The 5,707-nt window shown below is 54.0% G+C and carries 5 protein-coding genes; 1 reads left to right on the top strand and 4 read right to left on the bottom strand.

Annotation, left to right across the window (positions count from 1 at the left end; all coding sequences use genetic code 11):
• Positions 1-165: 165 nt before the first annotated feature.
• The 4 genes from zds to LKE08_RS00935 form a co-directional block, all read right to left on the bottom strand.
• Complete coding sequence (gene zds, locus LKE08_RS00950) at positions 166-1,635, bottom strand: 9,9'-di-cis-zeta-carotene desaturase (RefSeq protein WP_324702316.1); 1,470 nt, start codon at positions 1,633-1,635, stop codon at positions 166-168.
• Positions 1,636-1,796: 161 nt separating this feature from the next.
• On the bottom strand, positions 1,797-2,657 hold the full coding sequence (gene cysW / locus LKE08_RS00945) for a sulfate ABC transporter permease subunit CysW (RefSeq protein ID WP_324702315.1): 861 nt from the start codon (positions 2,655-2,657) through the stop codon (positions 1,797-1,799).
• Between the two features lie 105 nt (positions 2,658-2,762).
• Positions 2,763-3,179, bottom strand: coding sequence for a hypothetical protein (locus tag LKE08_RS00940; RefSeq protein ID WP_324702314.1), 417 nt, complete (start codon positions 3,177-3,179; stop codon positions 2,763-2,765).
• Positions 3,180-3,382: 203 nt separating this feature from the next.
• Positions 3,383-4,429, bottom strand: a complete 1,047-nt coding sequence (locus LKE08_RS00935; protein WP_324702313.1) for a sulfate ABC transporter substrate-binding protein — start codon at positions 4,427-4,429, stop codon at positions 3,383-3,385.
• Between the two features lie 252 nt (positions 4,430-4,681).
• Between LKE08_RS00935 and LKE08_RS00930 the strand changes: the two genes are divergently transcribed.
• Complete coding sequence (locus LKE08_RS00930; RefSeq protein WP_324702312.1) at positions 4,682-5,476, top strand: Crp/Fnr family transcriptional regulator; 795 nt, start codon at positions 4,682-4,684, stop codon at positions 5,474-5,476.
• The last annotated feature ends 231 nt before the right edge of the window (positions 5,477-5,707 follow it).

The raw sequence follows: 5,707 nt of genomic DNA, 5'->3' as shown, positions 1-5,707 counted from the left end.
CTCTGTGCCTGCCTTCTGATTTTAGGGGCAACCTGCCTTCTGATTTTAGGGGCAACCTGCCTTCTGATTGGGAGGGAGATCGGAGGGCAACCCTATAAGGTTGCCCCTACGAAATCGAAATCGGAGGGCAACCCTATAAGGTTGCCCCCACAGGATTTGAGGGGGTTAAACTGCGGTCATCGGGGCCGGTTTGACCGGGTTTGGAGCCGTTTCCAAGATGGCGCGGGCCGCCTGACGCCCGGATAGAGTGGCCCCTTCCATACTATCGATATAGTCCTGTTGGGTGTAACTTCCGGCTAGGAAAAAGTTGGGAACCGGGGTTTTTTGGGCGGGGCGATAGGGGTCCATTCCGGGGCCTTCTCGGTAGAGGGACTGCGCCAGTTTGACGACGCTGTACCAGGTCATATTTAATTCTCGGGAAGAGGGGAATAAATCGTGAACCTGTTGGAGGACGTGGTGGGCGATCGCCTCGTTATTCTCCTTGATAAACGGGTCGCCGGGAGTCAATACCAACTGCATCAGCGAGCCCTCTCCTTTCCGGTAATAATCCCCCGGACTGGTTAACGCCAAATCTGCGAAACAAGAGAAATCTGCATCGGGGGTATAGAGTAAATTATCCATCCCCGCCGCCGTTTCCAACTGCTTCCGTTTGGTTGCGTCGTGCAGTTCCGTCACCCAGCCATCGAAGCGGAGTTGCACCGTCGCCACCGGGACGGTATCGAGTTTATAAATATTGTCGAATTCCGGCCATTTCCGCCAAGCTTCCGGGAGCATTTTTTGCGCTCCGGGGACGTCGCAGGCGCAGACGTAGGCATCGGCGACGACGGTTTCTTCCGTCTCTCCTTTGGCGATAACTAAGCCGGTGACTTGGGTTTTGCTGTCTATGTCGGCGAATTGAATTTCTCTGACCCGGCGGCGGAGGTGAATTTTTGCGCCCCGTTTTTCCAAATAGTCAACGATGGGTTTGTGGAGGTATTCGGCGGGGGAACCTTCCAACATTCGCAATACCGAGGCTTCCGTTTTGGCGGCGAAAAATTGGAAGATCGTCAGCATACAGCGGGCGGAGATATTTTCGGTGTCGATAAAGCCCAAAGCGTAGGCGATGGGGTTCCACATCCGCTTCAGACTGCCCTCCGAACCGCCCTGGCGGCGGAACCAGTCGGCGAAACTGACTTTATCCAAATCTCGGATGGTTTTCATCGCCCCGTCGAAGTCCACCAAACCCCGGACGATGGGGCTGGTTCCGAGGGCGATCGCATTTTGAAATTTGTCCGTCGCCGAGAGTTGGGAGGTGGTGAAAAATGCTTTCAGGCCGTTGAAGGGGGCGCCTGTCAGAAACCGAAAATCCAGACTTCCGGTGACGCCGCCCCGGTTGACGAAGTTGTGGACGTGCTCCTTGAGTCGCAGATTTTCAAAGGCACCCACCTTTTTCATCAAATCGAATAATTGGTAGTAGCAGCCGAAAAAGACGTGCAGCCCCATTTCGACGTGATTGCCGTCTTTGTCCACCCAACTGCCGACTTTCCCGCCCACGAAGGGACGGGACTCGAATAGTTCGACTTCGTGTCCGGCATCGACCAACTCGACGGCCGTGGCCATGCCGGCCAATCCTGCTCCTGCGATCGCAACCCGCATTCTTTACTCTATCCTTAACGGTTCGTTTACGAATTGTAACAAAAAAGCGATCGCACCCGTTAGTTTTCCGTCCGCTCGGGGTTGCCCCCCGCGCCGAGAGGGGATGAGGTGATGAAACGGTAAGGCGATTCGACTGTATCGCGGCGGACAGACAACCGCCATCACTTTCCCGTCTTCCCTTCCAACAGTGTTTTCAATACCAAAGTGACGATCGCCAAACTAGCCAAAACCACCGCCGCCGTGTAAGCCGAAGTCGTCTGATATTGGACGTGCATTTCTTCCACAAATAAGGGCAACGTCTGGGTTTTTCCGATGATATTTCCCGACACCACCGCCACGGCGCCAAATTCCCCCATCGCCCTGGCATTGGTGAGGACAATGCCATACAATAAACTCCAGCGGATCGAGGGCAGCGTCACCCGCCAGAAGGTTTGCCAATCATTCGCCCCCAGGGTTTTTGCGGCTTCCTCCTGTTCGGTGCCAATTTCTTCCAAAACCGGGAGGACTTCCCTCGCCACGAAAGGCATACAGACGAACGCCGTCGCCAGGACAATTCCCGGAAAGGCGAACATCACCTTCCACCCCACCGATTCCAACGCCGGACCGAACCACCCCAGGCGCCCGTACAACAACACCAGCATCAGCCCGACAACGACGGGGGAAACGGAAAAAGGTAGGTCAATAATACTCAATAATAATGTGCGTCCGGGGAAGCGGTGGCGGGCGATCGCCCAGGCTGTAACCAGCCCAAATACGACATTCAGGGGAACGACGATCGCGGCGACAAGCAGGGTCAATTTTGCGGCGTGCAAAAATCCCGGCGAAATTAAAGTGGAGTAAAATCCATTCCAACCTTTTTCAAATGCACCAAAAAAGATATTAACAGCCGGAATAAATAACACCAAAATGATAAAAAGTAAAACTGCTAAAACCAGGAAAATTTCAAAATTTGCGATCGGGGTCTGAGAGGTTCGCGATCGCGCCGGTTGAATCCATTCTTTAGGATTGAATAAAATGTTCATAATTTTTTCTCCGTGTCCTCTGTGCCTCTGTGGTTTTCTTATTAAACTCAACTGGCTTAATGTCCCTATTTTATCCCCGCCGAATTCCCCCAGCTTTGCAACAAATTAATTGCCACAAGAGAGAGCAGAGAAACCAATAACATCACCGTGCCAATGACTGCAGCCCCGGCATAGTCGAACTGTTCCAAACGCTGGAAAATTAACACGGGGGCGATCAGAAATTCGCTTTCCGGGGAAGCGATAACGAACCAAAACCCAGGCGACGGCAACCCCGGCGATGCCGTTGAAGGCGGCGGCACAAAATGCGGTCGTAAACGTGACTTCATAGGCGGACAGGGCCACGGGATCGGTGGCGATGCGCCAAATTTCCGAAAAACTCAGGTTTCCGGCGTACAGGGTGAGGGCGAGAATGGGAAGCAATAACATCAGGCTGAGATAGCCGCCGATCCCCCACCAGTACCAGGAAATTTTTGGGAAAAATTGGTGAACAAATAGTTTGGATTTTGACAATGTAATAGTCATGGTTCCTTTGGGCGCGATCGCACTCATCAAGCAGTTAGAAATTGGAGAACAAACTGCGGCGGTGGCACAACCTGGGAAAACCGATCGCTCCCCTCCTATAGCAATGTGGAACCATTTGTCAAATTGTCCGGCCCCCAAACCCCCAATCCTGGGGGCTTTGACTGGATCGACTTTTCACTCATCATTTCACACTGCTATATTACCTATTCCGATCGCCCCACCTCCGCTTGAATTTTGTCGAATACCGCCCCGTCGCCAAAAAATTGGGTTTGAACCCCATCCCACCCGCCCAAATCTTCGACGGTGAAAAGGTTCGGAATATCGGGATATTTGTCCCTAAATTCCGCGGCGACGGCATCGTTGACGGGGCGGAAGCCGACTTGGGCGAATTCCCGCTGGGCGGCGGGGGTATAGAGATACTGCACGAAGGCTTCGGCGACTTCCCGGGTTCCGTGTTTGTCCACGTTCGCATCGACGACGGCGATCGGGTTGTCGATGGAAATGTTGGTTTCCGGAATAATATAAGGTAAAGTTTGGCCCTGGCGTCGGGCGAGTATCACTTCATTTTCGTAATTGATCAAAACGTCTCCCTGTCCCTGCTGGTAAAAAACCTCGGTGGCTTCCCGGGCGTTTTTCGGCAAAACGGGGACCTGGCTGTAAACCTGTTTGACGAAGGCGAGGGCGTCCGCTTCGTCCCCTCCAGTTTGGGTGATGCTCCCCCACAGGGCGAGGAAGTTCCAACGCGCTCCCCCGGAGGTTTTGGGGTTGGCGGTGATGGCTTGGATGTCGTCGCGGGCGAGATCGTCCCAATCTTCGACGGTTTTGGGGTTGCCCTCCCGGGTGACGAGGGCGGCAACGGAACGGTGGACGATCGCGTTGTTGGGGGCCTCGGTTTCCCATCCGGGTTCGATCAGCCCCGCTTTTTCGAGTTCTCGGACGTCCAACGCCAGGGCCAACGCCACGACGTCGGCTTCCAAACCGTCGATGACGGCGCGGGTTTGGGAACCGGAACCGCCGTAGCTTTGGCGGATGGTGACATCTTGGTTGTGTTCGGCTTTCCAGTCGGCGACGAACTCGGGAATGATTTTTTCGTAGGCGGCTTGGGTGACGGCGTAGGAAACCAGGGTGATTTCGACGCGATCGCTGGCAGTTTTGTTACTGTCGCAGGATGCGATCGCCGTGCCGACACCAATTCCCACCAACAACAGGGCGAGACGGCGCCGCCATTTCGGGCGGAATTTGGATTTCATGGGTCTGTTCCTAAATCTCCGGTTCCCAGATAGGGATACCGGATTTTATGGCAATTTTACGGGTTCAGTTCTGTCCGGCTCCCCCCTTATCTCCCCCCTTACAAAGGGGGGTTGGGGGGGATGGGGGCGGGGGGGATAGCGTAGCCTAAATCTGTTCTGATTGAATTGTAACTGAAGTTTAAATGTTTTGCAATACACTTGCGATTCAAATCCAAATCTTGTATCCTGAGAGTGGAGAACAACTGAGTGGCAATGGCAAAGCCAGCGAAACCCGCAGCAATCGAGGGAATTGCCGGGGAACTGAGTCGGGGAAACTACCTGTTTCGCGGTTTGGACGGGGCGGAATTGTCGGAAGCCTTGGCCAAAGGCAAGGTGACGCCCCAAAAGCTGTATTCGAGCCGTCCGGTTTACACAGCTTTTGAGCCCGACACTTCCATCGAATCCCTCTACGCGGTGACGGGTGGCGGTCCGGTGGTGGTTCGCAGTGCCCCCCTCGATCGCATCATCGCCCTCACCTACCCGGGAAACTGTTTCGGGATGCGGAACCTGGCCCTGGGTTACGGGCGGGTGAGCCGCGCCTTCCCCAGTTTGGTAGAGGCTTACAAAACCACCGACGCGATCGAGATTTCCATCGATATCATCCAAATCCTGCACGCCGAAAACGAGACATTTCGCGATCGCTACGATTACCTATTTGAACTGCGAGAAAAATTCCAATACCACCTGCTCAATTGCAGCACCCATCCCCCCCAGGCGGTGGCAGCCCTGCTGAGGGCGCTCATCTATCAAGAGCGATCGCTCGGAAACCAGCCCCAAACCGACGGCGTTTATACCTTTAATTTGCCCGTCGATATCATCGCCCGCGCCGCCCAACTCAACCATCGCACCGTCGAACAAGTCATCAAAGGAATGCGAAAAGAGGGGTTAATACTCCCCTCAAAAAGCGACGATTCCTCCGACGACATTCTGAGAGTCTGCGACCCCGAAGGCCTCAAAGAAATCTACAGCGCCACCCGCGACAAAGTATCCTGGTGGCCGCTGCGATAGGGGAGGGAGTAGGGATTAGGGAGTAGGGAGTAGGAAGTAGGGAATAGAAATGACCTTGGAATCCGAGTTTCGGACTCAGTTTCCAAAACGAACCTGTAAATTCGATGAATTGCTAATTATAGCGAATCTGGTTAAATACCCGAAAAGTCAAAGCTATAGCAATGAGCGCTCGTGTGTTTACAGTTCGGTTCGTGGAACAGAACCCGAAACTTCCATGTGTCTTGGCGATTT

It is taken from the genome of Lyngbya sp. CCY1209 (genome assembly GCF_035615495.1).
GTDB lineage: Bacteria > Cyanobacteriota > Cyanobacteriia > Cyanobacteriales > Microcoleaceae > Limnospira.
The sequence above is the reverse complement of the archived record's forward strand: the minus strand, read 5'-3'. Positions and strand labels throughout refer to the sequence as shown.

Excerpts from the sequence above, each read along its gene's own strand:
- zds (WP_324702316.1), bottom strand. The coding sequence starts at position 1,635 with ATGCGGGTTGCGATCGCAGGAGCAGGATTGGCCGGCATGGCCACGGCC.
- cysW (WP_324702315.1), bottom strand. The coding sequence starts at position 2,657 with ATGAACATTTTATTCAATCCTAAAGAATGGATTCAACCGGCGCGATCG.
- LKE08_RS00940 (WP_324702314.1), bottom strand. The coding sequence starts at position 3,179 with ATGACTATTACATTGTCAAAATCCAAACTATTTGTTCACCAATTTTTC.
- LKE08_RS00935 (WP_324702313.1), bottom strand. The coding sequence starts at position 4,429 with ATGAAATCCAAATTCCGCCCGAAATGGCGGCGCCGTCTCGCCCTGTTG.
- LKE08_RS00930 (WP_324702312.1), top strand. The coding sequence starts at position 4,682 with ATGGCAAAGCCAGCGAAACCCGCAGCAATCGAGGGAATTGCCGGGGAA.